This window comes from Ruegeria sp. HKCCE3926 (assembly GCF_017872515.1).
Classification (GTDB): domain Bacteria; phylum Pseudomonadota; class Alphaproteobacteria; order Rhodobacterales; family Rhodobacteraceae; genus Ruegeria.
Map to the genome: position 1 here is coordinate 154,276 of NZ_JAEDOU010000006.1, position 26,898 is coordinate 181,173.

General features: G+C 58.3%; 20 protein-coding genes. 5 read left to right on the forward strand and 15 right to left on the reverse strand.

Annotation, left to right across the window (positions count from 1 at the left end):
* Positions 1 to 53: 53 nt before the first annotated feature.
* From I9184_RS15610 to I9184_RS15630, 5 genes are all read right to left on the reverse strand, one after another.
* Positions 54 to 1,637, reverse strand: a complete 1,584-nt coding sequence (locus I9184_RS15610) for an ABC transporter substrate-binding protein (protein WP_171724609.1) — start codon at positions 1,635 to 1,637, stop codon at positions 54 to 56.
* A gap of 298 nt (positions 1,638 to 1,935) precedes the next feature.
* A complete protein-coding gene (locus I9184_RS15615) occupies positions 1,936 to 3,993 on the reverse strand; it encodes an adenylate/guanylate cyclase domain-containing protein (protein WP_245218158.1) in 2,058 nt (685 codons plus the stop codon).
* A 185-nt stretch (positions 3,994 to 4,178) separates the two neighbouring features.
* A complete protein-coding gene (locus tag I9184_RS15620) occupies positions 4,179 to 6,155 on the reverse strand; it encodes a DEAD/DEAH box helicase (protein ID WP_209835094.1) in 1,977 nt (658 codons plus the stop codon).
* Positions 6,156 to 6,542: 387 nt separating this feature from the next.
* Positions 6,543 to 8,924, reverse strand: coding sequence for a 1-deoxy-D-xylulose-5-phosphate synthase N-terminal domain-containing protein (locus I9184_RS15625; RefSeq protein WP_209835095.1), 2,382 nt, complete (start codon positions 8,922 to 8,924; stop codon positions 6,543 to 6,545).
* Positions 8,925 to 8,938: 14 nt separating this feature from the next.
* On the reverse strand, positions 8,939 to 10,138 hold the full coding sequence (locus I9184_RS15630; protein ID WP_209835096.1) for a methionine gamma-lyase: 1,200 nt from the start codon (positions 10,136 to 10,138) through the stop codon (positions 8,939 to 8,941).
* A gap of 115 nt (positions 10,139 to 10,253) precedes the next feature.
* Here I9184_RS15630 and I9184_RS15635 point away from each other — a divergent pair, with 115 nt between their 5' ends.
* The gene (locus tag I9184_RS15635; protein WP_171636498.1) at positions 10,254 to 10,706 is read left to right on the forward strand and encodes an Lrp/AsnC family transcriptional regulator; all 453 of its coding nucleotides are present in this window, start codon (positions 10,254 to 10,256) and stop codon (positions 10,704 to 10,706) included.
* Positions 10,707 to 11,025: 319 nt separating this feature from the next.
* Here the strand turns inward: I9184_RS15635 and paaZ are convergent, their stop codons facing one another.
* From paaZ to I9184_RS15665, 6 genes are all read right to left on the reverse strand, one after another.
* On the reverse strand, positions 11,026 to 13,056 hold the full coding sequence (gene paaZ / locus I9184_RS15640) for a phenylacetic acid degradation bifunctional protein PaaZ (protein WP_171636500.1): 2,031 nt from the start codon (positions 13,054 to 13,056) through the stop codon (positions 11,026 to 11,028).
* Between the two features lie 118 nt (positions 13,057 to 13,174).
* Positions 13,175 to 14,362 (reverse strand): cytochrome P450, encoded by a 1,188-nt coding sequence (locus I9184_RS15645; protein ID WP_209835097.1) that lies wholly within the window; start codon positions 14,360 to 14,362, stop codon positions 13,175 to 13,177.
* Complete coding sequence (locus tag I9184_RS15650) at positions 14,362 to 15,714, reverse strand: TRAP transporter large permease (RefSeq protein WP_171636504.1); 1,353 nt, start codon at positions 15,712 to 15,714, stop codon at positions 14,362 to 14,364. Before I9184_RS15650 ends, I9184_RS15645 begins: the two co-directional genes overlap by 1 nt.
* Positions 15,714 to 16,217: a TRAP transporter small permease subunit gene (locus I9184_RS15655; protein WP_209835098.1), complete on the reverse strand. Its 504-nt coding sequence runs from the start codon at positions 16,215 to 16,217 to the stop codon at positions 15,714 to 15,716. Before I9184_RS15655 ends, I9184_RS15650 begins: the two co-directional genes overlap by 1 nt.
* A 57-nt stretch (positions 16,218 to 16,274) precedes the next feature.
* Entirely contained in the window at positions 16,275 to 17,294 is a 1,020-nt protein-coding gene (locus I9184_RS15660) for a TRAP transporter substrate-binding protein (RefSeq protein ID WP_171636506.1), read from the reverse strand.
* 70 nt (positions 17,295 to 17,364) lie between these two features.
* Positions 17,365 to 19,398, reverse strand: a complete 2,034-nt coding sequence (locus I9184_RS15665; RefSeq protein ID WP_209835099.1) for an FAD-dependent oxidoreductase — start codon at positions 19,396 to 19,398, stop codon at positions 17,365 to 17,367.
* Between the two features lie 103 nt (positions 19,399 to 19,501).
* On the opposite strand from I9184_RS15665, the gene paaG reads away from it, so the two are divergent.
* Genes paaG through I9184_RS15685 form a run of 4 tightly spaced genes read left to right on the forward strand, consistent with a single transcriptional unit; the run spans position 19,502 to position 22,650 of the window.
* On the forward strand, positions 19,502 to 20,287 hold the full coding sequence (gene paaG / locus I9184_RS15670; protein WP_209835100.1) for a 2-(1,2-epoxy-1,2-dihydrophenyl)acetyl-CoA isomerase PaaG: 786 nt from the start codon (positions 19,502 to 19,504) through the stop codon (positions 20,285 to 20,287).
* A 2-nt stretch (positions 20,288 to 20,289) separates the two neighbouring features.
* On the forward strand, positions 20,290 to 20,715 hold the full coding sequence (paaI, locus tag I9184_RS15675; RefSeq protein ID WP_171636641.1) for a hydroxyphenylacetyl-CoA thioesterase PaaI: 426 nt from the start codon (positions 20,290 to 20,292) through the stop codon (positions 20,713 to 20,715).
* 24 nt (positions 20,716 to 20,739) lie between these two features.
* On the forward strand, positions 20,740 to 22,050 hold the full coding sequence (gene paaK, locus I9184_RS15680; RefSeq protein WP_171636512.1) for a phenylacetate--CoA ligase PaaK: 1,311 nt from the start codon (positions 20,740 to 20,742) through the stop codon (positions 22,048 to 22,050).
* Positions 22,051 to 22,053: 3 nt separating this feature from the next.
* Positions 22,054 to 22,650, forward strand: a complete 597-nt coding sequence (locus I9184_RS15685; RefSeq protein ID WP_171636514.1) for a TetR/AcrR family transcriptional regulator — start codon at positions 22,054 to 22,056, stop codon at positions 22,648 to 22,650.
* A 99-nt stretch (positions 22,651 to 22,749) separates the two neighbouring features.
* Here I9184_RS15685 and I9184_RS15690 read toward each other — a convergent pair whose 3' ends face one another.
* The 4 genes from I9184_RS15690 to I9184_RS15705 are packed head-to-tail and all read right to left on the reverse strand — an operon-like array spanning position 22,750 to position 26,862.
* Complete coding sequence (locus I9184_RS15690; protein ID WP_209835101.1) at positions 22,750 to 23,805, reverse strand: aldolase/citrate lyase family protein; 1,056 nt, start codon at positions 23,803 to 23,805, stop codon at positions 22,750 to 22,752.
* Between the two features lie 11 nt (positions 23,806 to 23,816).
* A complete protein-coding gene (gene hpaH, locus I9184_RS15695) occupies positions 23,817 to 24,617 on the reverse strand; it encodes a 2-oxo-hept-4-ene-1,7-dioate hydratase (protein WP_171724618.1) in 801 nt (266 codons plus the stop codon).
* A complete protein-coding gene (locus I9184_RS15700) occupies positions 24,614 to 25,468 on the reverse strand; it encodes a fumarylacetoacetate hydrolase family protein (RefSeq protein ID WP_209835102.1) in 855 nt (284 codons plus the stop codon). Before I9184_RS15700 ends, hpaH begins: the two co-directional genes overlap by 4 nt.
* Entirely contained in the window at positions 25,465 to 26,862 is a 1,398-nt protein-coding gene (locus I9184_RS15705) for a pyridoxal-dependent decarboxylase (RefSeq protein ID WP_209835103.1), read from the reverse strand. Before I9184_RS15705 ends, I9184_RS15700 begins: the two co-directional genes overlap by 4 nt.
* Positions 26,863 to 26,898: the final 36 nt, after the last annotated feature.

Genomic DNA, 26,898 nt, shown 5'->3' on the forward strand with positions numbered 1-26,898 from the left:
CAATAAGAAAGCCGGAGCCACCAATCAGGTGGCTCCGGTTTGTGAGTGGTGGTTTATTCGACGCTCACACCATAGAAGATGTGACCGCCCAGAGGGTGCACCTTATAGCCTTGCACCTTGTTGCTCATGGGCATGTAAACGACCGAATGCGCGATGGTTGCCCACGGAGCCTGCTCTTTGAACACAACCTGCGCTTCTTCATACAGTTTGGTCCGCTCGGCCTGATCCGTGCTTTGCTTGGCCTTCAGGATCAGGTCTTCGAATGGCTGATGGCACCATTGCGCCCGGTTGGATGCTTCGACCCCGTCACAGCCCAGCAAAACCGCCAGGAAGTTGTCCGGGTCGCCATTGTCCCCGGTCCAGCCCAGCAGAACGGCACCGTCCCGGTTCAGTTCTTTCGAGCGGGACAGGTATTCACCCCATTCGTACGAGACGATTTCGACGCCCACACCGATCTTGGCGAAATCCGCCTGGATCAATTCGGCCATGCGACGGGCATTGGGGTTGTAGGGGCGCTGGACGGGCATGGCCCAGATTTTCATCGACAGGTCCGAAACACCTTCGGCCTCAAGCATCGCCTTGGCCGCTTCGGGATCATAGGGATCGTCCACGATGGCGTCGTTGTAGCCCCACATGGTAGGCGGGATCGGGTTCTTGGCCACCTGGCCCGAGCCCTGGAAGACCACGTCGATGATCGCCTGCTTGTCGATCGCCATGTTCAGCGCTTTGCGCACCTTCGGATTGTCGAATGGCGCCATGGTGGTGTTGTAGGCCAGATAACCAACGTTCAGGCCCTCTTGTTCCAGCATGTTGATGTCCGGATCATCCTTCATTGCCTGAATGTCGGCAGGGTTCGGATAGGGCATCACATGACATTCGCCTGCTTTCAGCTTTTGATAGCGCACAGACGCATCCGGCGTGATGGCAAAGATCAGGTTTTCGACCTGCGCCGGGTCGTTCCAATACGCATCATTGGCCGCGTAACGGATCACCGCGTCTTTTTGATATGCCACGAACGAGAAAGGTCCGGTGCCGATGGGTGCCGTATTCAGTTTTTCCGGCGTACCGGCTTCCATCATTGCCGCAGCGTATTCCGCCGACACGATTGAGGCAAAGTCCATCGCCATATTGGCGACAAACGGTGCTTCGGGCTTGGACAGGGTAAATTTCACCGTGTAGTCGTCGATCTTTTCGATGGACTCGACCAGATCAGGCATCCCCATACCCTGGAAATATTCCCAGGTTCCGCCTGACACTTGATGATAAGGGTGGTTTTCGTCTTTCTGACGCATGAAGGAGAAAATCACGTCATCCGCGTTGAAATCGCGGGTCGGCGTGAACGCGTCATTCGAGTGGAACTTGACGCCCTGGCGCAGCTTGAAAGTGTATTCCAGACCATCATCGCTGGCCTCGACACTTTCGGCCAGGCCGGGGACCACATTGGTCGTGCCCGTTTCAAATTCAAGCAACCGATTGTAGATCGGATGTGAAGACGCATCAAAGGTCGTCCCCGCGGTGTACAGCGCAGGATCGAACCCTTCAGGCGATCCTTCGGAACAATATACAAGTGTATTTGCCTGCGCCACGGCGCCCGTCAGGGCGATCGCAGTGGTTGCGGCCAGAAGTTTGAGGTTCATGATTTTCTCCCAGAAAAGGACTTTGAAAGACAATCGCATGGCTCTTTGTCGCCAGAGCATTCAGTGACAGCACAGGTCGTCGCGATCCCTCTGCCTAATGTATCCAAAATACAATATCTAATGTCAACAGTGTCTTTCTGCCGAAATCTTTGAGGAGTCTTTCTACCGTTGCACCCTGATTTCCGGATCTCATTCTCATCTTCGCTGCGAAATCGATACGACGACCCGAAACCCTCTCCCGGGCACTCAGACCTTTCTGTTAATGGGTGCTGTTAGCATGCGCTCATTGCCTGCACTCTCACGTCTTGTTCGTATGCGTAACCGCGCGCCAATCCCCCGAGGGAGGGTTGGTCAAAAGCTTGTTTGCGCGCAGCTTCATGGCGACGGACACAGGGTCCCCGCCCCGCGTTTTGTCCGCGGCCTCAAACGCAGCTATCGCCTGCTCGAACCGGCCGGAACGATAATGCGCAAGACCTTGTTCGTAGGTCTCGATCCAATCAAGGGATCCTTCAAAACCGTCGGCCATCGCAATCAGCTCATAGACCACCAGCTCCTCGGTCCGGCCAAAGACCGCGAGCGTGTCCAGCTCTCGGACGACAATTGCATCGGCGGCTTCGTGCCGGGTCTCGGGACCGATCAGAATGCGCGTACCATACTCCTTGTTGGCCCCTTCCAATCGGCTGGCCACATTCACGACGTCACCGATCGCCGTGTAGTTCAACCGCTGCTCTGACCCAATGTTGCCAACCAGTGCTTCACCGCTGTTCAACCCGATCCTGACACGCAGGGAATTTCCGGCCTCGTCTTTGATGCCCGCATCTTCCACGGTCGCGACAAGATCCAGCGCCGCGCGGCAGGCATTTTCGGCACGGAGAGCATCCTTGCGCGGTGCCCCCCAGATCGCCATGACCGCGTCACCCATGAATTTGTCGATCGTCCCGTCATGGCGCGCGACGGCAGCTGCGGCCGCAGAGAAAAAGGGCTCCATCAACTGGATGATTTTGGGGCCGAGTTTTTCCGACAACCCGGTGAATCCGGTCACATCGCAAAACAATACGGATATCTGCTTCATGTCGCCACCGGGCTGCGTTTTGATGCCTTCAGCGACCAGCATTTTCACAAGATCGGTCGGCACGTATTTTCTGAACGCGGACAATCCTGCTGCCATGCTGGCCGTTGCCGCAGACAGATTGGCAAGCTCGGAAAGGTTTGAAGGCCGGCGTGGAATGCGTTCGACGTCGAAGCGTTCGATCTTGCTCAGATCCTCGGCAATGCGCGCCAAAGGATTGGCTACAATTCGACGGATCAACCAGATCGCCAGAGCGGTTGAGACGATCACAACCCCGATCAGGATATAGATCAGGTCTATCAAGGTTGCATTGATACCCGACAAAAACGCCGCCTCCGGAATGACCGTAGCGACGCGCCACCCGTAAAAACCCAAAGGTGTCAGGGCCACCGCATAGGGGACGCCGTCGATCACCACGCGCTTCGTCGAACTGCCCGCTGTCTTGCCATCCGGATCGCCCAACAGTTTTTCCCCCGAGATCTTGGCAACCTCGTACAGTTCACCCTCGCCCATGCGCGCCGGTGTAACTTCGTCCGCTTTTGCGTCGGGAACGGCAATTACTTTGCCATCAGCATCCAGAATAAAGGCAGCTCCAAATTCGCCGGGCTCAAGCGTCGCCAGAAAGCGTGACAAACGGTCGGTTTCTATTGCGACCGCAAGGACACCCTGCCGTGCCCGGTTGACATCGATCGGCCCCGCAAATGCGTATACAGTCTTGTCACTGCCCGGAAGATCGCGCGCTTCGATCCATCCCATCGTGTCCAGGGACATGAAATTGTTGAACCAGGCATGATCGCGAGGATCATAAGAGGTCGGAACAAAGGTCCTTTCTTCGAACTGAATATCCCCGGGAACAAAAATGTATCGATCGGTTCGCAGGTTCCGGTCGCGGATGGCCTTGTCGATCTCGATCATCTCAAGCCCGCTGTCGCCCAACCGATGCGACGCGAAAAAATTGCCGTCCGGCCAACCGAAGAAAATCCAGGAAATATTCGGCTGCGCCTGCAACTGAGACAGAAACACGAACTCTCGTTTATCGGCCTGCCGTGTTGCGATGACATTCTGTACAAAAATCGTGCGCACCGCCGACCATGCGGCTTCGGCGGATCTGAGGGTTGCCCCGACTTCGATACGGACCGCGTTTGCAATCTGGCTGTTGATCTCAGCGGCAAGCATACGGCTGTTGTCACGCGCGGTCGTCCACCACAGCGAATGAACAACAAAGGTCGACACGCCGATGGATACGGCGACCAGCATAGATACAGCAATGCCGACACTGAACCGCATGAAAACCCCGAAAAGAATGTCCTGTACCACAGTATTCGGTTGAGATGGCAAGAAGAGCAAAGCTTAGTTTGCTCCAACCCCTAAAAATCACGCAACTGTTAAGCACATGTGTATGCCAGGACCGAAATCAACAGCACCTGGTCACTTGCCAATGGCCAGAGGACAAACCTTGTCCGTGGCGGAAATCAACTGCCCTTGGGTCCGGGTTTGCGACGTTTTGGAACTGCGTTGCCACCCTTGGCGGATTTGACGGCCGCCGCGCGTGCACGATTCTTCTTGCTGTTTGGCTTGCCCTTCGGTGGCGGCGGACCTTTCGGCGCGTCTCCGGCTTGTTTGGAACGACCCCTCTTTTGCTCGACGCTGTCGGGCTTGCGCTTTTTAGGTTTTGCGCCCGAAGCCCTGAACTGGCTTTTTGCGTCGTCATCCGACGCTCGGCGGGTTTCGGTCGCGGGCACGGTCTGGGCAAGCTGAGCCTCGGGCTTGGATTGGCGGCGGTGGGCTTTTCGCTCAGCCGGAGAGTTTTCCTTTTTGTGTCCTGTAGGTCTGCCTTTGAACTTACTTTTGAGACCGGACCGACCGGTTGACGACAGGTCCGGTGCTTTATCCAACCGCACAAGGTCTTTGGTTTCTTCGATTTTCATCTCTGGACCAATGGCGGTCAGAAAGCGGTCGACACTGGCTTCACTGATTTCGAAATAAGTTACGTCCTCGGCAATCCGAATGGCACCGATGTCGTCTTTTGTCAGATCGCCCGCCTTGCAGATCATCGGCAGCATATGACGGGGGGACGCATTCTGATTGCGCCCTTCGGACAATGAAAACCAGACGCCGGGCCCAAAGGATGCCCGTGGTCTTGGGGTGGTCTGATCGACCGCCGACAGCTCTTCCGGGGCGGAATGGCGCAGTTTGTATTGCCTGAGGTAAGCGGCCGCGATTTGTTCGGGCGTGAAGCGAGCAATCAGTTTTTCAACAGACGGCCGTTCGCTTTCCGTAATCTCTACCTGCCAGTCCTCTGATGCCAGCATCCGAACCTGATCACGCTCGTTCACCTCGTCGGCAGACGGGGCCGATCCCCATTCTGCTGTCAGCTTGGCAAATTTCAGAATGCGCTCTGCCTTTTTTCGCGATGATGGCGCGACGATCAGGGCGCTGACGCCCTTGCGCCCGGCGCGACCTGTGCGGCCAGACCGGTGCAGCAGTGTTTCATGGCTGTTGGGCAGTTCGGCATGGACCACCAGATCAAGGTTGGGCAGATCGATGCCGCGGGCCGCAACATCGGTTGCGACACAGACCCGGGCCCGTCCATCACGCATGGCCTGCAACGCGTTGGATCGTTCGCTCTGGGTCAGCTCACCGGACAGGGCCACGACAGAAAACCCCCGGTTCGACAGGCGAGTGGTCAGGCGCGAAACCATTGCTCGGGTGTTGCAGAAAACGATGGCATTGGGGGCCTCGTAATATCGCAGCACATTGATTATCGCGTTTTCACCATCACGCGGCGCCACCGTCATGGCCCGATACTCGATATCCGCGTGCTGGGTCTGTTCGCCGACCGTGCTCACACGTACCGCCTCGCGCTGATACCGCTTGGCCAGATTGGCAATTGCGCGTGGCACAGTGGCAGAAAACAACAAGGTCTGACGATCTGCGGGTGTTTCATCAAGGATGAACTCAAGATCCTCGCGGAACCCCAGATCCAGCATTTCGTCCGCTTCGTCCAGGACAACCGCTCGGATAGCTGTCAGATCGATTGACCCTCGATTGATATGATCGCGAAGTCGTCCCGGAGTGGCCACAACGATATGGGCGCCTCGGGCCAACGCGCGACGTTCATCCCGAATGTCCATGCCCCCAACGCACGAGGCCAGAAACGCTCCCGCTCCGGAATACAACCAACCAAGTTCCCGTTTCACCTGAAGTGCCAGCTCGCGGGTCGGTGCGACAACCAGCGCCAACGGCGCTTCGGGTTTGCCGAGCGTTTCTTCATCGCCCAGCACCCTGTGTGCTATCGCCAGACCAAACCCAATGGTCTTCCCTGATCCGGTCTGGGCCGAAACCAACATGTCGCGCCCTTCCAGTTCGGGCTGGGTGACGGCTCGCTGAACTTGGGTCAATGTATCATAGCCCTTGCGCGCTAGCGCATCTGCAATGGTTTGTTTCACGGTGGTGGTTCTTTGTATCGGCCAGGTGATAGGCGCTGTGCGGAATTGCGATCAGCGGATCATCCAAGGGTAAAGACAGCCCCTTACCGGCTGCCATCCCGGTTGTATAGACGGGAAAACGGGCATATTCGCCGAAAAGCTTCCAATAAGGGAACACCCTGACAGGTCAGACCCTGACGCAACCGCCAGGGCCGGGCCGCGTCAAGCCTGGGTCAACGCGGGTACGCAATTCGACATCTTGCTGGCAGATGCCTGCCGTTGGGCGTCGGAGAAACGCACCGGACACACACAATCTTGCCGATCATTTCGATGACGTGACCGTCGTCGATGCGACATGGGTCAAACAAGAGCCCGAGCGGGTTCGTTCCTGATCTTGTTGGCCCGATCTCAAGCCCCTGTTGCCCTAAGAAGTACTCTGCCACGGGTCAAACCATTCACTTTTTCGATGATGGCATCGGCATCAATGCAGTGGTGGCGATAGAGATCACCGATCGTTCCTGTCTGGCCAAAATGTTCGACCCCCATCGGAATGGTCTGATGACCGCGCACAGCGCCCAGCCACGACAATGTTGCAGGATGCCCATCAATCACGGTGACCAGATTGCAATGCGCCGGCAGGCCAGACATCAGGGCCTCGATGTGGGAAAGTGCGGCGGGGTTGCCCCGCGACCGCACGCGTTGTGCAGCCGTCCAACCGGCATTCAGCCGATCCGCGGACGTCACGGCCAGAACGCCGATATCGCGACGGCCCTCGCCGATGATACCGGCGGCCCTGATTGCCTCGGGCGCGACGGCACCTTGATAGGCGATTACAACTTCGCAATTGGGCCCCGGTTTTCGCAACCAATAGGCCCCATCGATGGCACCTTGGCGGAACTCATCGTCGACACGCTTTCCAGGCTGTTCAATCGGGTTGGTCGTCAGACGCAGATAGACGGAACCGCCGGTTTCATCGCGCAGCCATGTGCGCTCGTCCGGTTGCCCTTCACCGTCGCGTTGCAGATAGTCGAAGGCCCATTCCATGATCACCGCCAGTTCATCAGCAAAGGCGGGTTCGAATGCGGCCAGCCCGTCTTGGCTCATCCCGATCAGCGGTGTTCCAACGGATTGGTGTGCTCCACCTTCGGGTGCGAGTGTGACACCCGATGGTGTGCCAACCAGCATGAAGCGCGCGTCCTGATAACAGGCGTAGTTTAGCGCATCGAGACCGCGGCTGACGAAGGGATCATAGACGGTGCCAATTGGGATCAGCCGCTTACCGAACAGGGAATGCGACAGACCCGCCGCTCCCAGAAGCAACATGAGGTTCATTTCGGCGATACCAAGTTCGATATGCTGCCCCTCCGGCTTGAATTCCCATTTCGCCGTCGAAGGGATCCGGTGTTCTATGAAGGCGTCGGCTTGCTCGGATCTGGCGAACAGTTTGCGCCGGTTAACCCAAGGCCCGAGGTTCGTCGTGCCGGTGACATCCGGAGAGGTTGTCACGATGCGTTCGGTCAACGGGCCATCACCTTTTGACAGATCGTCAAGGATCTTGCCAAACGCCATCTGGGTCGAGATTTCACGGCTGGTGTCGACCTCGATCCGTGGCACGTCCAGCTTGTCATCGAAATAGCGGCGCGGACCCTTGGTAAAGAACGGTGCCTTAGCCAGAAAATCCTTGAATGCGGCTGGGTCCTGCACTGTCGCAAGCGGCTCCCATTCCTCACCTTCTGGCACGCCCATATGCGACTGCCACGCGGCGAACTGGCTGTTGTTCATCAGCCCGCCGTGATTGTCCTTGTGACCTGCGATGGGGGTGCCCCACCCTTTGACGGTGTAGGCCAGGAAACAGGTCGGGCGATCATGATCGATGGCGGCAAATGTCCGGGCCATGGTCTCGACGCAATTGCCGCCAAGGTTTTCCATCAGGGCAGCCAGCTCTGCATCCGTCCGCCGTTCGATCAGGGCGGTCACATCCCCCTGATCCCCCAGATCGTCCATGAGACGCTGCCGCCAGACTGCGCCACCCATGAAGGTCAAAGCCGAATATTCCTGATTGGGGCACGCATCGATCCAGTCGCGCAGGCGATCGCCACCCGGTTCTTCAAAGGCCGCGCGTTGCAGAACCCCATATTTCACGCGCACGACATCCCAACCGAACGCATCGAAGATCTTTTCAATCCGTTCGAACAGCCCTTCGCGGACGATGCCATCCAGGGATTGCCGGTTGTAGTCAATGATCCACCACGTATTGCGCAGGTCGTTCTTCCAACCTTCCTGCAATGCCTCGTACACATTGCCTTCGTCCAGTTCGGCGTCGCCTACAAGGGCCACCATCCGCCCCATCGGAGCATCCGAGCCCCAGCTTTTGGCCTTGATGTAATCCTGAATGATTGAGGCAAACGAGGTGATCGCGACACCCAAACCCACAGACCCGGTAGAAAAATCGACGTCGTCGATATCCTTGGTCCGGCTGGGATAGCTTTGCACACCGCCAAAACCACGGAAGTTTTCCATCTTCTCGCGCGTTTGATTGCCCATGAGATACTGCATCGCATGGAAAACCGGCGAGGCATGGGGTTTGACCGCCACCCGGTCTTCAGCGCGCAGGGCCGAAAAATAGAGCGCGGTCATGATCGACACCATCGAAGCAGACGACGCCTGATGGCCACCAACCTTGATCCCATCCACCTTTGGTCGGATCTGGTTGGCATTGTGGATCATCCAATGCGACAACCATAGCAGACGTTGTTCAACGATCTTCAACTGAGTGGGATCAATGTGCATGGCGGTCTCCGGGTTCAGGCGGCGCTGCGGGCAAGATACGGCAAAGCTTGCTCCAGGTCTGCGAGGATATCTTCGACATCCTCAAGCCCGACGGACAAACGGATCAAACCATCGCTGATCCCATGCGCGGCCCGTTCTTCCGGGGTATAGGTCGAATGCGTCATGGATGCAGGGTGCTGGATCAGCGTTTCGGCATCGCCCAAGGACACCGCGCGCTGGATCATGTTCAGGCGGTTCATAAATTCGATCCCACCGGACAGGCCGGACTTGATCTCGAACGCGATCATGGCGCCGGGTTGGGACATTTGCCGCTGCGCGACATCATGCTGGGCAAAGCTTTTCAGCCCGGGAAAATAAACCTCACCGACGGCGGGGTGCGCCTCGAGGAAATCAGCGACGACCTTGGCTGACGCGCAATGACGATCCAGACGCAGGTTCAGTGTTTTTAGACCACGCAGGATCAGCATCGCGTTGAAAGGGGCCATGACCGCACCGGTCATATCCTTCATTCCGACCAGGCGGATTTCGGCGATCTGTTCGGCGGTGCCGACAACCAGACCAGCGACCACGTCGCCATGCCCACCGAGATATTTGGTGGCAGAATGCAGAACGATATCCGCCCCGTGCTCGATCGGGCGGGTCAGATAGGGGCTGGCATAAGTGTTGTCGACGACAACCGTTGCACCGACCGAATGCGCAATTTCGGCGCTGGTGGCGATGTCCACCAAGCGCATGTTCGGATTGGCCGGAGTTTCGAAATAGACAACGCGGGTTTTGTCAGAAACGGCAGCTTTCAGGTTCTCTGGGTCTGTCATGTCGACATGGGTGATCGTGACCCCCCATTTTGCCAGACCGTGGCGCATGAAGGCGAAGGTGCAGCCATAGAGCGTTTTGTCCACGATGACTTCGTCCCCCGGCGACAGCAGGGTCCAAAGCACTGCCGTGATCGCCCCCATGCCGCTGGAAAGTGCCAGTCCGGCCTCGGCCCCTTCAAGCACCGCAATGCGTTGTTCCAGAAGGTCACATGTGGGGTTCGAAATACGGCTGTAGATATGACCTGCGCGTTCACCGGTGAACATCTCTCCACCAGCCTCTGCGGTTTCAAAGGTAAACGTGGACGTCAAATGCAGCGGTGGGGTAAGGGCGCCGTCATTTTCCAGAGGGTTGTAAGCGTGGTGAATGGCGCGGGTGGCAAATCCGGTTGAACGAGTCATTGCAAGCTCCTGTTTCAAGCTGACGCCAGTTTGCACCTTTACTTTGGGCTTGTGCTTGCAAATAGTATCAAGACAGCGATCTATATTGGCAGATTCTGCCAATTTTAAGGTTGAAATGGACGATAAAGACAGACAGATCATTCGGGCGCTGCAAAAGGACGGGCGCATGACGAACCAGGACCTTGCCGACGAGGTGAACCTGTCTCCGTCGCCGTGTCTGCGCCGGGTCAAGAACCTCGAAGCGCGCGGGATCATAAAGGGTTACAGCGCAGATGTGGACGCCGCCGCATACGGCATAGGCATTACCGTTTTTGTGCGGGTCCGGTTGGAGCGACACAATGAAACGGACGTACAGAATTTCGAAAAACGCGTTCGGATGATCGACGAAGTTCTTGAATGCCACGTGCTGACCGGGGCGATGGACTACCAGCTGCGGGTGTTGGTATCGGATCTCGAGGCATATGAAGAATTCATACGAAACAGAATTCACCCGATCGGTGGGATTGCTTCGATCGACACCAGCTTTGTTTATGGAACGGTAAAGAAGACCGCCGTTTTTCCACCCTGATGGAACGCACCCGGCCAATCTGCGAACTCAGGTTGATGTGCATGTTTAACGCGCGCCGGGATAAGGTTTCACAGCCAACTCATGGCGGCGCGGGCGAGAGGACCTTTGAGCCTCGGTCGCAAAGGGTCGTGGCGCGCCGCCAGCCCTTGATTCTGTCGAACAATATCTTGACGCGATTGCGCCGCTTAGCGTGCTTTGCAGGCAACCCGCACTGTTTGCGCCCCCGGATTCTGGCACGCATCCCGAAGATCAGACATGTTCACCGCTCGTTTTTCGAACCGTGAACACGCTGACCTGCCGAATTCAATGGGTTCCCGGCCTAGTAGGCGACCATCGTCAAAAGCTCATATTCCGCAACCATTTCATCATCCTGTTGGGTCAGGGTGACATGCCAGCGGACTTCGCCGTATTCTTCGTTCCGTTTGGTCTTGGCCTTGACCGTCAACCGCACCTTGATGGTATCACCCGCCTGGACGGGCTTCATGAATCGCAACCCGTCAAGACCCGTGTTTGCCAGAACCGGGCCTTCGTTCGGTTCAACAAACAATCCGGCTGCAAATGACAGAAGCAGATACCCATGGGCCACACGGCCCGGGAAGAACGGGTTCCGTTCCGCCGCTGCCTGATCCATATGCGCGTAGAACGTATCGCCGGTGAAATTGGCAAAGTGTTCGATGTCTTCCATCGTGATTGTACGGGGCGCCGTGTGGAGGGTCTCGCCAATCGCCAGCTCGTGGAACCGGCGCGTGAACGGATGGGCTGGCCCTGCGACCTCGGTCGCGCCGGGAACCCATTTGTTCCCGATCGCGGTCAGCAAATCGGGTGACCCCTGAATGGCTGTCCTCTGCATGTAGTGCTTCACGCCACGCACACCGCCCATCTCCTCGCCGCCACCAGCGCGTCCGGGTCCGCCGTGAACCATATGCGGCAGAGGAGAGCCGTGGCCGGTGGATTCCTTCATCGAGTCACGATTGTTGAAATACAGCCGCCCGTGATAGACCCCGGCCCCAAGGGCAACTTGCCGCGCCACATCCGCGTCACGAGTTATGACCGATGCCACCAGCGACCCCTGCCCGCGGTTCGCCAGATCGATCGCATGGTCAAGATCGCGATACCCCATCACCGTGCTGACCGGGCCAAAAGCCTCGGTGTCATGGACGCGTCGGGCCGCATCCGGATTGGCACAGTGGTACAACATCGGCGGCAGGAACGCGCCTTTCTCGGCATCCGCCCCATCAACCTGAAAATCGTCAGGGTTGCCGAAAACGCGCTCGGCTTCCTGCCCGATGATTGCCGCCTTTTCCAGAACATCGCGTTTCTGACCGTTCGAGACCAGCGCGCCCATGCGTGTGGTTTCCAGCCGCGGGTCGCCGATGACCGTTTTTGCCAACCGCGCGGACAGGGCTTCGATCACCGCCTGCACCTGAGGCTCTGGGGCAATGATCCGGCGGATCGCCGTACATTTCTGCCCGGCCTTCGTGGTCATCTCGCGCTGGACTTCTTTGACGAAAAGGTCGAATTCCGGCGTTCCGGGCTCGGCATCAGGGCCCAGGATCGAGCAGTTCAGACTGTCCTGCTCGGCTACGAAACGAACAGAATTCTCCAGGATGACCGGGTTGGAACGCAGTTTCGACGCCGTTTCCGCGGATCCGGTGAAACTGACCACGTCCTGCATGGTCAGACGGTCCAGCATATCGCCCAGACCACCCGAAACCAGCTGCAACGCGCCCGCAGGCAAAATGCCGGAGTCCAGCATCAGCCGGACGCATAGTTCGGTGACGTAGCACGAGTTCGTCGCCGGTTTTACGATGGCCGGAACGCCTGCCAGAAGGGTTGGAGCCAGCTTTTCCAACATCCCCCAGACAGGAAAGTTGAACGCGTTGATGTGAACCGCCACCCCATGCAACGGGGTGCAGATGTGCTGCCCCAGAAAAGTGCCATTGCGCGACAACTGCTCGACCTCACCGTCCAGATAGACATATCCGTCCGGCATCTCGCGTCGACCTTTCGAAGCGAAGACGAACATCGTGCCGATACCACCGTCTATGTCGATCAAGTGGTCGGACTGGGTCGCACCTGTGCTGAAAGACAGGTCATACATTTCCTGTTTGTGCTGACCCAAATGAACGGACAGCGCCTTGAGCATCTTGGCCCGCTGGTGGAACGTCATCTGCCGCAGCGCCGGCCCGCCGACATTGCGCGCATAGTCCAGCATCCCCTGCACATCCAACGCGCTATTGCCGGCCGTGGCGATCACCTCGCCGGTGACTGCGCTTGTAATATTGCGGGCACCCGCACCGGGGGCAACCCATTCACCGGCCGCGAAGCTGGAAATCTGTTGGATTGTCATGAGCGTCTCCTCATTTGTTGTGTGAACTTCGCGCGGCCATATGCCCGTCTCACGAAATCATAATATAAACCGTACGGTCGGTCAATAAATTGGCGAATTGTCACCCAAACCGCACATCTCAGACTTGCGCTGGCAGTCGCGCGAAACCCCGAAACCGGATGCGCCCGCCCCGTTCGGCGCCGTCAGTGATGCGATAGGTCGGGAATCGCGCAAGAAACCGTCCGACGGCCACGCGCCCCTCCATACGGGCCAGGGTCAGGCCGACGCAGGTATGGGGACCTCCGGCAAACGCGTGATGCTTGTTGGGGCGCCGATCCAATACAACCTCATTAGGTTGTTCAAACTGCCGCGGATCGCGATTGGCCGCGCCGATACACAGGTGAATGTCCGTACCTGCCGGAATGGTCTGACCGTGGAACGTTACATCTTCGGTGGTCAGACGATTGCCAAACTGATTTGGGCTTTCCAGCCGCAGAAACTCGTCCACTGCCGTGTTGATCAGATCCGGATTGGCCAGAAGATCGGCCCGCTTGTCGCGGTGCCGTTCCAACAGTTCCAATGCGTTGCCGATCAGGTTGGTGGTGGTCTCGTGCCCTGCATTCAGAATGAAGATGCAGTTCTGGTACAGCTCTACCTCGGTCAAGCCACCTTCGGTGTCATCCTGCATCAACCGTGTCAGGACATCCGTCGCAGGATCTCCGGGGATGGCCCGGCGATCTTCTATGACATGCCGAAGATAGTCCTTGAAATCAGATACCGACCGGTTGCCCCACTCTTCCTGCTCGGGCGTCAATTGGGGTTCCAAAGCGCCCAGAATAGCCAAAGACCAATCCCGCAAAGGGCCACGTTCCGATCTGGGAATGCCAAGCAGGTTGCCGATGATCTCGATCGGGATGGCACCGGCGAAATCCTCGATCAACTCTACCGAGCCCTTGGCCTGCATCTCGTCCAGCAGCCCATCCACAAGTTCAATCAGGCCCGGTTCCATCTGCGCCAGCGCCCGTGGGTTCATAGCGCCGACCATGACCTTGCGGACGCGGGTATGCAGGGGCGGATCGTTGAACACAAGGCTGGTGGTATGGTGTTCGTACAGCGGGCTATCGATACCGTATTTGGGGCCGAAAACCGCCTTTTTATCCGAAATGAAACGCTCGGTATCCCGGTACACCAGATCCAGATCGTCATACCGCGACAGGACCACCGAACCATCGGGCTGCCAGCAGACGGGCGTGTCTTCGCGCAACGCGGCGTAGGTTGGATAGGGATCCGCATGAAACCCGTCCGAAAGCGCAGTCAGAGAGAACATCAGTGACCCATCGCTCCCATTTGTTCGGGAAGGACCAGAACCAGCCACGGCACCAGAACGATCAGAGCCAGACGGAAGATGTCTGCCACCCAGAACGGTGTGACCCCCTTGAAGATTGTTCCGGTCGATACGTCCCCGACCACGCCTTTCAGAATGAACACGTTCAGACCCACGGGCGGCGTGATCAAACTGATCTCGGTCACGACGACGACAACGATGCCGAACCAGATCGGATCGTATCCCAATGACGTGACCAGAGGGAAAAAGATCGGAACCGTCAGCAACAGCATCGACAGCGATTCAAAGACGCATCCCAGAATGATGTAGATCCCGAGGATCATCAGGATCACGACGAAGGGCTCCACCTCATATGCGGTGACCAAGGCGATCAACGCTTCGGGCAGACCGGCCAGGTTGATGAAATTCGAGAAGATCTGCGCGCCGATCAGAACCGAGAACAGCGCTGCGGCGGTGAAGCTGGTTTCCTTCAGCACTTCAAAGGTCGATCTAAGGGTCAGCCCGCCGCGCGACAATGCGATCAGGAACGCCCCCATCGCGCCCATACCAGCGGCTTCGGTCGGGCTGAAGGTCAGGTTCAAAGGATGGAAATCGAACACTCCGTACAAGCCGCCGATCACCAGGAAGAACAACAGCAACACCGCCCAGACCGAGCGCAGGGCCGACAGGCGTTCGCCCCAGCCGTGGCGTTCACCGGCGGGGCCGGCCTCGGGCCTGCGCCAAACGGTCCAGCGCACCGCGAACAGATAGAAGAGGATACCAAGTACACCGGGAATTATGCCCGCAACGAAGAGTTTGCCGATCGATGTTTCGGTCAACAGGCCGTAGATCACCAAAATGACCGACGGTGGGATCAGGATACCCAGCGTGCCACCGGCGGCAATCGACGCGGTCGACAACTCATCCGCGTAGCGGTACCGGCGCATCTCGGGCATCGCGACTTTGGACATGGTCGCAGCCGTTGCCAGCGAGGAACCGCAAATGGCCGAAAAGCCGCCGCATGCGGCAACCGTCGCCATGGCGATACCACCTCGGAAGTGGCCCAGGAAGGCGTTTGAAACCGCGTATAATTCGCGCGCGAGCCCGCCCTTGTTCACGAACAGACCCATGAGGATGAACAGTGGCACGACCGAAAGGCCATAGTCCTGTGCCGTATCGGTAATCTGGCGACCCACCATCGACATGGCGGCCTTCAGCCCGCGCTCGGACAGGATGCTGCCACCGCGTTCATATGCGAACCCAAGCGTCCCCACGAGGCCCATCGCAAACACAATGGGCAAGCGTACCAACACAAGAACCAGGACAAGGGCGAAACCGATCAGTGCGGCAGTCATCAGGCGTGCTCCGAAAAGGTTTGGGGGGCAAAAATGTGCAAAAGACCGGTGATGACCATCGCAACGGCCGTTATTGCAGTGAAGGCGGCGATGAACCAGCCGACATAGAAGACAGGGATCGACAGGTATTCGGTGACGTCCCCGTAATCCCGTGCACGTTCAGCCAGAACCCAAACGCGCTGAATCGGCCAGATCAGCATGATGCCAGACACCAGATAGACAATTGCATCGCGTGCCCTGCTCAGCCGCAGGCGGGAAAAAATTCCATCGGTCAGGTCAACGGCGATTTGCCCTTTCCCGGCCGAAATCATCGGCAGAACCGAGAACACAAGGATCGCCATCAGAATCCGCGTCAGTTCGGTTGCCGCCTCGATCGGAGCATTGAAGACTGAGCGTAGGATGACGTCAAAAAAGGTCATCACCATCAGGATGAACAGCGCCACACAGGCCAGCACCGTCGGAATGATACTGACGCGACGCGCGAAGGTCACGATAGATTGCATGATTGGCCCCCAACGGGTGAAGATGGCTGGCGGGTCAACCCCGCCAGCCGGGCTGTGTTACTGGGCAGCCATTTCGTTAACGATCATGTCATAAGCGGCTTGCGCATCAACACCGGTGCCATTGACCTCTTCGATGACCTTGGCGCGCACATCGGCAGCAATCGCGTTGAACTTTTCCAGATCTTCAGCAGAGGCTGCATTGATCGCGTTGCCCTCGGTCTGTTCGGTCGCCTCACGGCCGATCGCGTCGATCTCATCCCAGATTTTACCGATTTCGCGGCTCAGCGGTTCGCCGAAGACCTTTTCTTCCAAAGCGGCCTGCACATCGGCGGGAAGATCCGCAAAAGTGTCTTCGTTCATGATGAACGCAAATGAACCGCGATACAGGCCACCCGGAACTTCATATACGTTCTGCGCCACTTCAGTCAGCTTGAAACCCTTACGGGATTCAAATGGCATAACCACACCATCAGCAGCTTTCGACGCGAGTGTCTCGTATACTTTCGGCGCGGGAACCTGGATTCCGGTTGCGCCCAGCGCCGTGCCGACATCTCCGCCAACGCCGCCCGGGATACGCACCTTGAGGCCGGATACCTCGTCGAGGTTGGTCACGGAGCTGCTGGAATGAAGCTGTGCCGGGCCGTGTGTGTGCAGGGCGATCACTTTCACACCGCGATGTTCGTCCGCTGCCTTGAGATACTTGTCGTATGTACGCCAATACGCGACCGAGGCCGCTTCGGCCGAGCCCTCATATCCGGGCAGCTCAATCATCTTGGTGGTGACGAAACGACCGGGCTGGTAACCATGGAAGATGATCGACGCATCCGCCGCGCCATCCATGATCAGATCCATCTGCGCCGGCGGCGGGGCAATTCCCAGCTTCAGTTCAGCAGTGACTTTGCCGTCGGTGGCTTCTTCGACCATTTCCACGAATTTCGGCCACATCTTCGCGTTGATGCCGTGGGTTGGCGGTGCCCAGCTGGAAATCGTCAGCGTATAATCCGCCGCCAGCGCCACTGTGCCCGAAACAGCCAGCGCGGCCGAGGCCAAAAGAGTGCTCAACTTGGTGAACTTCATGGTTTTGTCTCCTCCCTGTGAAACATGACTCGAGAATGCGTTAATGGTCACTTTTGTAACCATCAACATGTTAATTGTTTTCCAATTGGCCCGCGAGGCGCCACGAACCTGGGCTTTCTTTCACTACGGTTAGCATATTTGCGGCGCACCGGCTGATGCCGATTTCGTTGCAATAGTTCATCGGTCCTCCTCTCCAGCGGGGAAAGCCATATCCATGGATTTGAACCATATCGACAGCTTCGGCGTTTTCCGCGATCCCCTCTTCAATGATCAAAGCGCCCTCGTTGGCCAAGACCGCCAGCAACCGCGAACAGATTTCCTCGTCCGAAAAATCCCTGCGGGTGATGCCCTGCTGGTCGGAATAAGCTTCGATCAATGCCTCAACTTCGGGATCACGAACCGGATCACGACTGCCCTCTTCGTAGCGGTACCACCCTTTGCCGACACGCTGGCCGAAACGCTCACGCTGACAAAGCTGGTCCGCGATGGTGACATAACGTTCGTTCGGGTCGCGGTTGGCGGCATTGCGTTTGCGGTTCGCCCAGGCAATTTGAAGACCGGTCAGATCCTGAAGCTCGTAAGGCCCCATGGGCATCCCGAACGCCCGCATTGCACGGTCCACCTGATAGGGAAGCGCCCCATCTGCCAGCAGATAATCGGCCGCGCGCCGATAGGCGGCCAACATGCGGTTGCCAATGAACCCATCGCAGATACCCGACAGCACCGAAACCTTGCGAAGCTTCTTCCCAAGCGCGACCGCAGTTGCGACCATTTCAGCAGAGGTTTGCGGAGCTACCACGACCTCGAGCAGTTTCATGACATGGGCCGGGCTGAAGAAATGCAGCCCGATGCATCGGGCCTGATTGCCGACGTCCGCGAAAATTTCGCGCGGGTCCAGATAGGACGTATTGGTGGCCAAAATCGCATCGCTGCTCATATGCCTTGCCAGCTCGTCAAATACCTGTTGCTTGACGGGCAAGTCTTCAAAGACGGCCTCGATCGCCAGTTCGGCATCCGCAGCGCCTGCATAACTGTTCACCGCACGAAACGCAGCAAAGCGATCCCGAAGCTGCGCCTCGGACATCTTGCCTCTCTTGACCGCGCCTTGCAGCAGACCCTCGACCCGATTGTGCGCTGCGGCCGCGGCGTCAGCGTCTCGCTCGATCAACGTCACGGACAGCCCGCCGCTCAGGGCCGCAGTTGCGATCCCTGCCCCCATCAACCCACCTCCGACAACGGCGATCCGTGTTATGTCACGGGCGGCCACGCCTTTGATCAACGAAGGTTTGGACACGGCACGTTCAGCAAAAAACGCGTAGCGCAAAGCGCGGCTTTCCGGGCTTTGGCGCAACTCCAGATGGCGCGCGCGCTCTTTCGGTTGTGCGGTGGCAAATGGCTCAACCGACCAACCAAGCGCCGTCAGGTTTTCCGACGGTGATTTCTGACCCTTAGCGCGTTTCTTCAAAGCCTCGCGGCTCGTCTCCAACAGATCCGGCGAAAATTCCGCCACAGCACGCTGGCTGACAGGTATTGGGCGTTCGGGCAGGTCGGCAATCAACTCCAGGACAGCAGCCCTGGGGTCTTCGGCGATGCGGTCGACGCCGCCAAGCTCGGCCAGTGTCTCTGCCTTGAAAATTTTGCCCGAACAAGCCATGTCAATTGCAGCCTGCATCCCGACAAGACGCGGCAATCGTTGTGTGCCCCCTGCCCCGGGGATCAAGCCCACATTGACTTCCGGCAGGCCAAAACCCGTTCCCGGCGCTGCGATCCGCCACGCACAGGCCATGGCGATTTCGAACCCACCACCCAGCACGTTGCCATGCATGCAGGCAATGAACGGAACCTCGCTGTCTTCGATTTTCTGAACCACGTCGGGCAAGTGCGGCTCGACCGGCGGCGCATCGAATTCGGACATGTCGCCGCCTGCGACAAAGGTTTTTCCAGCGCAACACAGCACCGCCACCCGCGCCCCCTTGACCGCATCAACGGCGTCAGACAGCCCTTGGCGAACTCCTGTCGACGTCGCGTTTACCGGCGGGTTGCCAATGGTGACCCACGCCACGTCGCCCTTAAATTCAACGCTCACCAGCGACGACTGCGACATTTGCAATCCCTTTGATCGGTTCAGATTCGGTTCGGGTTTATATATTGACCAACCGTTCGGTTAATGCAATGATTAAGTTGAAACGAGACCAGATGAGACAGTCATGAGCGATACGATTCTTGTACAAGACAACGGGAACTGGGCCGAAATCACCCTGAACCGCCCGGACAAGCTGAACTCGTTCAATGAAGAAATGCACCTGGCGCTTCAGGATGCGCTGAAAGCCGCGCGCGACGGCGGGGCCCGCGCGATATTGCTGACCGGTGCCGGACGAGGCTTTTGTGCCGGTCAGGACCTCGGCGATCGCGACCCGTCGATAATGGATGGCCCGCCGGATTTAAGCAAAACGGTACGCAGATTCTATGCCCCTCTTGTCCGGTTGATCCGGTCAGTGAATATCCCGGTGATCTGCGCCGTGAACGGAGTAGCCGCCGGGGCGGGTGCAAATCTGGCGCTGGCCTGTGATATGGTTCTGGCCGCGGAAAGTGCAAAATTCATTCAGAGCTTTTCCAAGGTGGGCCTGATTCCCGACACGGGCGGCAGTTGGCACTTGCCGCGCCTGTTGGGCGAGGCGCGCGCCAAGGGGCTGGCCCTGACAGCCCAACCCCTTCCGGCCAAGCAAGCCGAAGATTGGGGGCTGATCTGGAAGGCGGTGGCCGATGATCAATTGATGACCGAAGCGCGCGCACTTGCCGCGCAATTGGCAAACGGCCCAACCCTCGGGCTCGGGCTGACAAAACAGTGCATTCAAACCGCTGCCACCACGTCGCTCTCGGATCAGCTTGAGATCGAAGCAGACGCAATGAAGACCTGCGGGGAAAGCGCGGATTACGCCGAAGGCGTATCCAGTTTTCTTGAAAAGCGGACACCGAATTTCCAGGGACGCTGATGATGACACCCAAGGAACGTGCCACGAAATCCGCTGAAGCGATGTGGGCAAATGACCAAGCCAGCAAATGGTTCGGGATGGATCTGGTCGAAGTCGACGAAGGCCGTGCAGTTCTGACCCTGACAGTCGGGGACCATCACTGCAACGGGCACGGCATTTGCCACGGGGGCGTCACTCATGCCCTGGCCGACAGCGCCTTTGCCTTCGCCTGCAACAGCCGCAACGTGGCAACCGTCGGCCAGCATACAATGATGAGCTACCTCGCGCCCGGAAAAAAAGGGGACCATCTGACCGCAACCGCGACAGAGGTTGCCGTCACCGGCCGCAGTGGCATCTATGACGTGCACGTCACCAACCAAGACAACACCCTGATCGCCGAGTTTCGCGGAATGTCCCGCGCGGTCGGCGGGCAGAATTTTCAGGAATAGCTTCGCGACTGGAGGAGTGACGCGATGGAAGACCTTTCCCCAAACAAAGCGGATCTGGACCCGATCGAGATCGCCTCGATCGACGAAATCCGCGCGACGCAGCTTGAACGCCTCAAATGGTCCGTTCGCCACGCCTACGAGAACGTTCCGATGTACAAGCAACGGTTTGACGAATCCGGTGTGCATCCCGACGATCTTCAGCAGCTTTCGGATCTGGCGAAGTTTCCGTTCACGTACAAGAATGATCTGCGTGACAACTATCCGTTCGGTCTGTTCGCCGTTCCTCGCAGCCAGATCATTCGTCTGCACGCCTCGTCCGGTACGACGGGCAAGCCGACGGTGGTGGGCTACACGAAAAACGACATCGACAATTGGGCGGATCTGGGCGCAAGGTCCCTGCGCGCATCGGGGTTGCGCAAAGGTGACATGGTGCACAATGCCTATGGTTACGGGTTGTTCACCGGCGGTCTTGGCGCACATTACGGGATCGAGCGGCTTGGCGCGACCGTCGTCCCCATGTCCGGCGGGCAAACCGAAAAGCAAGTCAACCTGATCAACGATTTCCGGCCCGACGGGATCATGGTTACACCTTCCTATATGCTCAATATCCTTGAACAGTTCCACAAGGCCGGGCTCGACCCGCGTGAAAGCTCGCTGAAGGTTGGCGTGTTCGGTGCCGAGCCCTGGACGGACGCCATGCGCGCCGAAGTCGAGGATGCGTTTGATATGCATGCGGTCGACATCTATGGCCTGTCCGAAATCATGGGGCCCGGGGTGGCCAATGAATGCGTTGAAACCAAGGATGGCCCGGTGATCTGGGAAGATCACTTCCTGCCTGAAATCATTGATCCCACGACCGGAGAGGTCCTGCCCGATGGCGAAACCGGCGAGTTGGTGTTCACGACCCTGACCAAGGAAGGTTTGCCGATGATCCGCTATCGCACGCGCGATCTGACCTGCCTGCTGCCGGGGACAGCACGATCCATGCGCCGGATGGCCAAAATCACCGGTCGCAGCGACGACATGATGATCCTGCGCGGGGTCAACGTCTTTCCCAGCCAGATTGAAGAACAGGTCATGGCGACGGGGGGCCTTGCCCCTTATTATCAGATAGAGCTGTACAAATCTGGCCGCATGGACGCCATGCGGGTTTATGTTGAATCGTCCCCGGATTCCACCGACGAACTGTCCAAGACGGCCGCGGCACGGATGCTGACCAAGCGGATCAAGGACGTCGTTGGCGTCTCAACGGAAATTGTTGTAGGTGACCCCGGCGACGTCGAACGCTCTCAGGGCAAGGCGAAGCGCGTCGTCGACAATCGCGATAAGGAATAAGCCGTGGCCCGTACAATCGCCAAAGATCACGACCAGAAGCGGAAGCAAATCCTGAAAATGGCCGCCAAAGTGTTCGCCGACCAAGGGTTTGATCGCGCCTCGATGACCCTGTTGGCAAAAGAGTGCGGGATTTCCAAGGCAAACATCTACCACTATTACGACAGCAAGGATGCCATCTTGTATGACATCCTTGAAACCTACCTGCGCGAGCTTCGCGACCGTATCTGCAATGTGGATCTGAACGGTCTTACGTCTGAACAGAAGCTGCGGAAAGCGGTGCGCGAAATCCTGTTTGCCTATCAAGGCGCAGATGACGAACACCGGGTGCAGATCAGCGGCATGAGCGCCTTGACCGAGGAACAGCAGAAACTTCTGCGCGGGTATCAGCTGGAATTGGTAAATTTTGTGCGCGACATCCTGAAAGAGCTGGCCCCGACAGCCTTCAATGATGACAAGGACAAGCTGCGCGGCACCACGATGTCAGTTTTTGGGATGCTGAACTGGTATTACATGTGGAACACCGGCGCGGGCCCCAAAGCCCGCGAAGACTATGCCGATCTGGTCAGCACGCTGACCGTCCATGGTATCCACAAGCTCTAGTTGTGGCCTTTCGGGCAAAACCGTTTCAAATCCAACGCAGGTGTGCCTGCCTTTGTCCTGTTGCCACAGAGCCGGATTCAGGGCCGCAACGTGTTTTCCTCATCCTGACCAATCAATGCGGAACTCTTCCCGAAACGCAAAACGCGCCAGATGAGCCTCGATGACCTGTTGCCATCGGGCCAGATCACCGCGCGCCCGGGTGGCGGCGGTTACGGTCAGGCTGGTATCACCTGCCGAAAGCGTGACGCGGTTCCCGTCCGGAAAGCTCACGCTGCCTTGCGTTTCATCAAATGTTACCTGAGCCTTGCGCGACCAGTGTTTGCAAAGCTGTTGCAGGTATTTCGACGCCGCGCCTGTCTGTGCGCTTCCCGAAGCCACCTGATCGGGCAGCAGGCTGAGCCCATCAGTAGCAGCGGCCCGGATTGCCTTGGCGAACAAAGTCACATCGATGTCCGTGGCCACGAATGTTGCCCCCAGATCCAGGCATTTTCGCTGCATGACCGGGTCCAGTGACAATATCCCTGCCGGCTTGCCTGCCGCAACGATGCGCCGGATGGCATCAAGAACGGCCTCGATCACGTCCGGGTGCCCGGCATCGCCGATATGGCCCATATCTGCGGCCAGATCCGACGGGCCGACGAACACCCCATCGACGTCGGTCGCCAGTATGTCGTCCAGCGCCTCCAGCCCAAGCCTGTTTTCGACCTGCACCAAAAGACAGATCTGCTCGTCCGCCGTTTTCAGATAATCCGGGATAGCCGCAAAACGCGAAGCCCGCGCCAAAGCGGAACCTACGCCCCGAACGCCACGAGGTGGATACTGCACGGCCCGCACCAGTTCGCGCGCCTGATCGCCGCTTTCCACCATCGGCACCAGTATGTTCTGCACACCGGCATCGAGATATTGCTTGATCATCCAGGTTTCGCCAATCGGCAGGCGTGCGACGGGGGTACTGCCAGATCCTTCAATCACCCTCACCTGCTCGAGGATCGAGCGCAGATCGTTTGGTGCATGCTCTCCGTCAACCAGCAGCCAGTCAAACTGCGCCGTTGCGGCGATCTCGGCCGTATAGGCATTGGCCAGCCCAACCCAACACCCGATCAAAGGGGTTCCCGCCCTCAGCGCGGCCTTGAACGTATTGCTTGGCGCGGGCATTGGCGTTCCTTTCAGGCGAAACGGATATCGACTGAGCCGAACGGTCCGAAATCAGCTTGGATTTCCGTTCCCGAGGGGCATTCGACCGGGCGGATGAAGCTGCCGGACAGAACGACCTGGCCCGGCGCGATGCTCTGACCGTATTGCGCCATGCGACGCGCCAGCCACACGACGCTTTCGACCGGATCGTTCAGCACCCCCGCGCCCAGACCGGTTTCCTCGATCTCGCCATTGCGGAAGGTGAGTGCCCCGACCCAGCGCAGATCAAAGGCATCCACCCTGTGGCGGTCGTTGCCCAAAACGATACCGGCATTGGCGGCATTGTCACTGATCGTGTCAAAGACCGTGCGCGCCTTGCCGGTTTCGGGATCCACGCGTTCAATCCGGGTATCCAGAATCTCGATGGACGGCGCGACGCATTCCGTCGCCGCGATGATATCTTCGCGGGACACGTTGTCCCCGCCTATGGCAGACTTCATGACAAAGGCAATTTCGGCCTCGATCCGGGGCTGGATGAATCGCCCGGCCGGAACGGTGGCACCCTGTGCAAACACCATGTCGTCAAACAGAATTCCACTGTCAGGAATATCGATGTTCAACGCGTATTGCATGGCTTTCGAAGTCAGGCCGATCTTCCACCCGATCACCTTGCGCCCTTCGGACAGTTTCTGGCGACAGATGGCTTTCTGCACCTCGTAAGCGTCATCCATGCCTATCTCGGGGTGGCGCAGGCTGAGCAGGCCAATCTGTTCATGCGTTCGTTCCGCCTGCAACAGATCAGCGGCCGCGCGCGCATGGTCTTCGGGCGTCATACTATTTCATCCTCAACCGTGTTTCGCAGAGTACCGATACCGTCGACCGAGACCTCGACCACATCACCGGGTGCCAGGTATTTCGGCGGATCGAACCGCGCGCCCGCCCCGGTCGGTGTACCGGTCACAATGATATCGCCGGGCTGAAGCGTCATGAAAGTCGAGATGTATTCAATCTCGCGCCGGATCGGGAACATCATGCGGTTCAGCGTATCATCCTGCCGCAGCTCGCCATTCACATGTGTCTGAATACGAGCGTCATCCAACTGGGCCGCATCCGTGAAGGGAACCAGCCACGGGCCGATGGCCCCAGAGCGGTCCCAGTTCTTGCCTTGGGTGACATTGAACTTGGCGTGCCGAACCCAGTCGCGAATGGTTCCTTCATTGCACAGCGTCAGCGCGGCGATGTGATCATACGCGTCCTGCTGCGGAATGCGGCGGCCAGCCTTGCCAATCACGATGGCCACTTCGCCTTCGTAATCCAGCGTGTGGTTTTCCGGCGGGCGGATCAGAGGCCGCTCATGGCCGGTAAATCCACTGGCGAAACGCGGGAACAGAGACATGTATTTCGGCTGCGCGCTGCCATCTTTGTATTCTGCGTTCCGGTCAGGAAAGTTCACCCCGACGCAAAGGATACGTCGCGCGTCCGGCATCACCATGTCGTAGATGAAATCGGGATGGGTGACAGGTTTCCCCCCGGCCGCCTCTGCCAGTTGATCGAACGCCCCGGCCGCGATCACCTCATAAAGGCTGTCGTGTTCCGGGAATTCCTGGTTCAAGGCAATGGCACCACCGTCAGTGATTGCCCCGAAGAAACGTTCTTCGCCCGATACGAAAGTGGCAAACCTCATTTCATGGTCTCCCACACGTCCCGGATCACGTCCGCAGCCATCAACACGTCGTCGCGGGTGGTATCGAACTGCCCGACCTGAAAGCGGATGATCTTGCGGCCGTCGAACATGCCCTGCGTCAGGTAAATCCGGCCATCGTCATTCAGCGCGTCCACCAGACGCTGCTGCTGAGCATCGTCCCCTGGGCAGCGGAAGGAATACAGGCTGAGGATAGGGCCGGTTGTGATCTCGAACCCCTCGATCGCACCAATCTTTTCCGCCAGTTCGCCGGCCCATGCCACATGGTTGCGGATGCGTTCGCGCAATCCCTCCAACCCGTATGACCGCAACAGGAACCAGATTTTCAACGCCCGGAACCTGCGGCCCAGCGGGATGGTCCACTCCGAGTAATTCGTCACCTCGGCTCCGGTCGTCTTGAGGTATTCCGGCTCGATTTTCAGCGTATCGAGCTGCGGCGTGGCGTCCCTCAGGAACTGGATCGCACAATCGAATTGCGCACCCATCCACTTGTGCGGGTTGAAGACGATGCTGTCATAGCGGTCGGCGCCCTGCCACAAAGCCCTGCGGAATTCGGGGCAGATCATGGCCGAACCCGCCCAGGCGGCGTCAAGATGGGTGTAGAGGTCGTATTTTTGGGCGATATCAGCCACGGCCATCAGATCATCGCAGGCCCCCACACCTGTGCCACCGGTAATTGCAACAATCCCGGCCGGGATATGTCCGGCGGCGACGTCATTCATAATGGCGGCCTCAAGCGCCGAGGGAACAATCCCGAAATTCGGCCCCTGCGTGGGCAACTTGACCAGATTGTCCTGACCGATCCCGGCAACCCAGCATGCCCGGTCAATCGACGAATGCACCTGATCGGAACAATAGATCCGCAGCGCCCCCTTGGCGTTCAGGCCTTCCCGGTTGCCGGTAAAGCCGGTGGCCCGTTCCCGCATGGTCAGTACCGCCGACAAGGTGGCCGAAGAGGCGCTGTCCTGTATGACGCCGGTCATACCCTCGGGCAATCCGACGGCCTGCCGCAGCCAGTCGACCATGACGCCCTCGACCTCGGTCGCGGCAGGCGAGGTCTGCCACAACATGCATTGGGCCGCGATGGTCGTCACCAGCATCTCGGCCAACATGGACGGGGGTGCAGCGTTGGCCGGGAAATACGCAAAAAAGCGCGGATGCTGCCAATGGGTGATGCCCGGCATCACGATCCGTTCGAAATCGGCCATGATGGCGTCCATCGGCTCGCCTGTCTCGGGTGGAGTTGCAACAAGCTGGGCCGCGATTTCCCCCGGCGCGGTCTGCGCCCGCACGGGACGCTCAGCAAGTGTCTTGTGATAATCCGCCGCCCATTTCGAGATGTGCTGACCCCAATACGAAAACGCGTCCCAGTTCATCTACTGACTTTCCTTTGTGACGGGATCACCGCCAAA

Excerpts from the sequence above, each read along its gene's own strand:
- I9184_RS15610 (WP_171724609.1), bottom strand. The coding sequence starts at position 1,637 with ATGAACCTCAAACTTCTGGCCGCAACCACTGCGATCGCCCTGACGGGC.
- I9184_RS15700 (WP_209835102.1), bottom strand. The coding sequence starts at position 25,468 with ATGAGGTTTGCCACTTTCGTATCGGGCGAAGAACGTTTCTTCGGGGCA.
- I9184_RS15635 (WP_171636498.1), top strand. The coding sequence starts at position 10,254 with ATGGACGATAAAGACAGACAGATCATTCGGGCGCTGCAAAAGGACGGG.
- I9184_RS15705 (WP_209835103.1), bottom strand. The coding sequence starts at position 26,862 with ATGAACTGGGACGCGTTTTCGTATTGGGGTCAGCACATCTCGAAATGG.
- I9184_RS15690 (WP_209835101.1), bottom strand. The coding sequence starts at position 23,805 with ATGCCCGCGCCAAGCAATACGTTCAAGGCCGCGCTGAGGGCGGGAACC.
- I9184_RS15655 (WP_209835098.1), bottom strand. The coding sequence starts at position 16,217 with ATGCAATCTATCGTGACCTTCGCGCGTCGCGTCAGTATCATTCCGACG.
- paaG (WP_209835100.1), top strand. The coding sequence starts at position 19,502 with ATGAGCGATACGATTCTTGTACAAGACAACGGGAACTGGGCCGAAATC.
- paaZ (WP_171636500.1), bottom strand. The coding sequence starts at position 13,056 with ATGACAATCCAACAGATTTCCAGCTTCGCGGCCGGTGAATGGGTTGCC.
- paaK (WP_171636512.1), top strand. The coding sequence starts at position 20,740 with ATGGAAGACCTTTCCCCAAACAAAGCGGATCTGGACCCGATCGAGATC.
- I9184_RS15615 (WP_245218158.1), bottom strand. The coding sequence starts at position 3,993 with ATGCGGTTCAGTGTCGGCATTGCTGTATCTATGCTGGTCGCCGTATCC.
- I9184_RS15660 (WP_171636506.1), bottom strand. The coding sequence starts at position 17,294 with ATGAAGTTCACCAAGTTGAGCACTCTTTTGGCCTCGGCCGCGCTGGCT.
- I9184_RS15645 (WP_209835097.1), bottom strand. The coding sequence starts at position 14,362 with ATGTTCTCTCTGACTGCGCTTTCGGACGGGTTTCATGCGGATCCCTAT.
- hpaH (WP_171724618.1), bottom strand. The coding sequence starts at position 24,617 with ATGACGCCCGAAGACCATGCGCGCGCGGCCGCTGATCTGTTGCAGGCG.
- I9184_RS15665 (WP_209835099.1), bottom strand. The coding sequence starts at position 19,398 with ATGTCGCAGTCGTCGCTGGTGAGCGTTGAATTTAAGGGCGACGTGGCG.
- I9184_RS15650 (WP_171636504.1), bottom strand. The coding sequence starts at position 15,714 with ATGACTGCCGCACTGATCGGTTTCGCCCTTGTCCTGGTTCTTGTGTTG.
- I9184_RS15625 (WP_209835095.1), bottom strand. The coding sequence starts at position 8,924 with ATGCACATTGATCCCACTCAGTTGAAGATCGTTGAACAACGTCTGCTA.
- paaI (WP_171636641.1), top strand. The coding sequence starts at position 20,290 with ATGACACCCAAGGAACGTGCCACGAAATCCGCTGAAGCGATGTGGGCA.
- I9184_RS15630 (WP_209835096.1), bottom strand. The coding sequence starts at position 10,138 with ATGACTCGTTCAACCGGATTTGCCACCCGCGCCATTCACCACGCTTAC.